A 748-nucleotide genomic window follows, 5' to 3' on the forward strand; every position below is an offset into this window, starting at 1 on the left:
AGCCGCCAACTGAGTCCCTTCAAGCACCCCAAGCACTGGCTGTGGTGTACGGGGATCCCGCGCAACCCTCAGGGCAAAGTCAACCGCCAACAACTCCGGCAGTGGGCAGCTCAGACGTTGGGGATCCCAACGCAGGCAAGTTAGCGGGATCCCTCCCGAATGCCCAGACGGGCTAAATCTCGCTTGATTTCAAAGGCCAATTCTCGGTTGTGCGGCTCCGTGGCCAAAGCTTTTCTCAAGTAGGCTTCCGCCTGCTGATAGCGCCCCTCGTAGATCAAATGGTTGCCGAAGCGCTGGTAGGCCAACGCCAAGATGTGGATGGCCTCGCTGGAGTTGGGAAACCGTTTCAGCAGCGCCTCCGCCTGGGCCACCGCCGTGGGCAACTTCCGCTCCCGCCAGGCTGCCTTGACGCGGGCAATCCCCTCCTTGAGCCCTTCCGGATTGGGCTGCTCTGCCGATGAGGGGCCTATGCTGCGAATGACCACCCGCCTTTCGCCGGCAGCAGGAGAGCTGGGTGGAGATTGACGTTGTGCAGATTGACGTTGTGCATCGTAGCGCCGCCGCTGCTCAGGGTCGCTCAGCACTTGGTAGGCTTGGTGGATTTGTTGGAAACGCTCTCGGGATCCCTCCCCTGCCACATCAGGGTGAAACTGCCGCGCCAACCGTCGAAACGCCTGTTTAATCTCTTCAATGTCCGCTGCAGGAGATAGGTTCAGGATCGCGTAGTAATCCATAAACGGTGGCGCAA

The 748-nt window shown here is 60.2% G+C and carries 1 protein-coding gene; it reads right to left on the reverse strand.

All coding sequences use genetic code 11. From position 1 onward, the window contains the following. Window positions 1–140 precede the first annotated feature (140 nt). Window positions 141–748 (reverse strand): DnaJ domain-containing protein (locus NW820_RS13100; RefSeq protein WP_414407736.1); only part of this gene is annotated, 608 nt, incomplete at its 5' end.

The organism is Synechococcus sp. R55.7 (assembly GCF_047461955.1).
Lineage (GTDB): Bacteria > Cyanobacteriota > Cyanobacteriia > Thermostichales > Thermostichaceae > Thermostichus.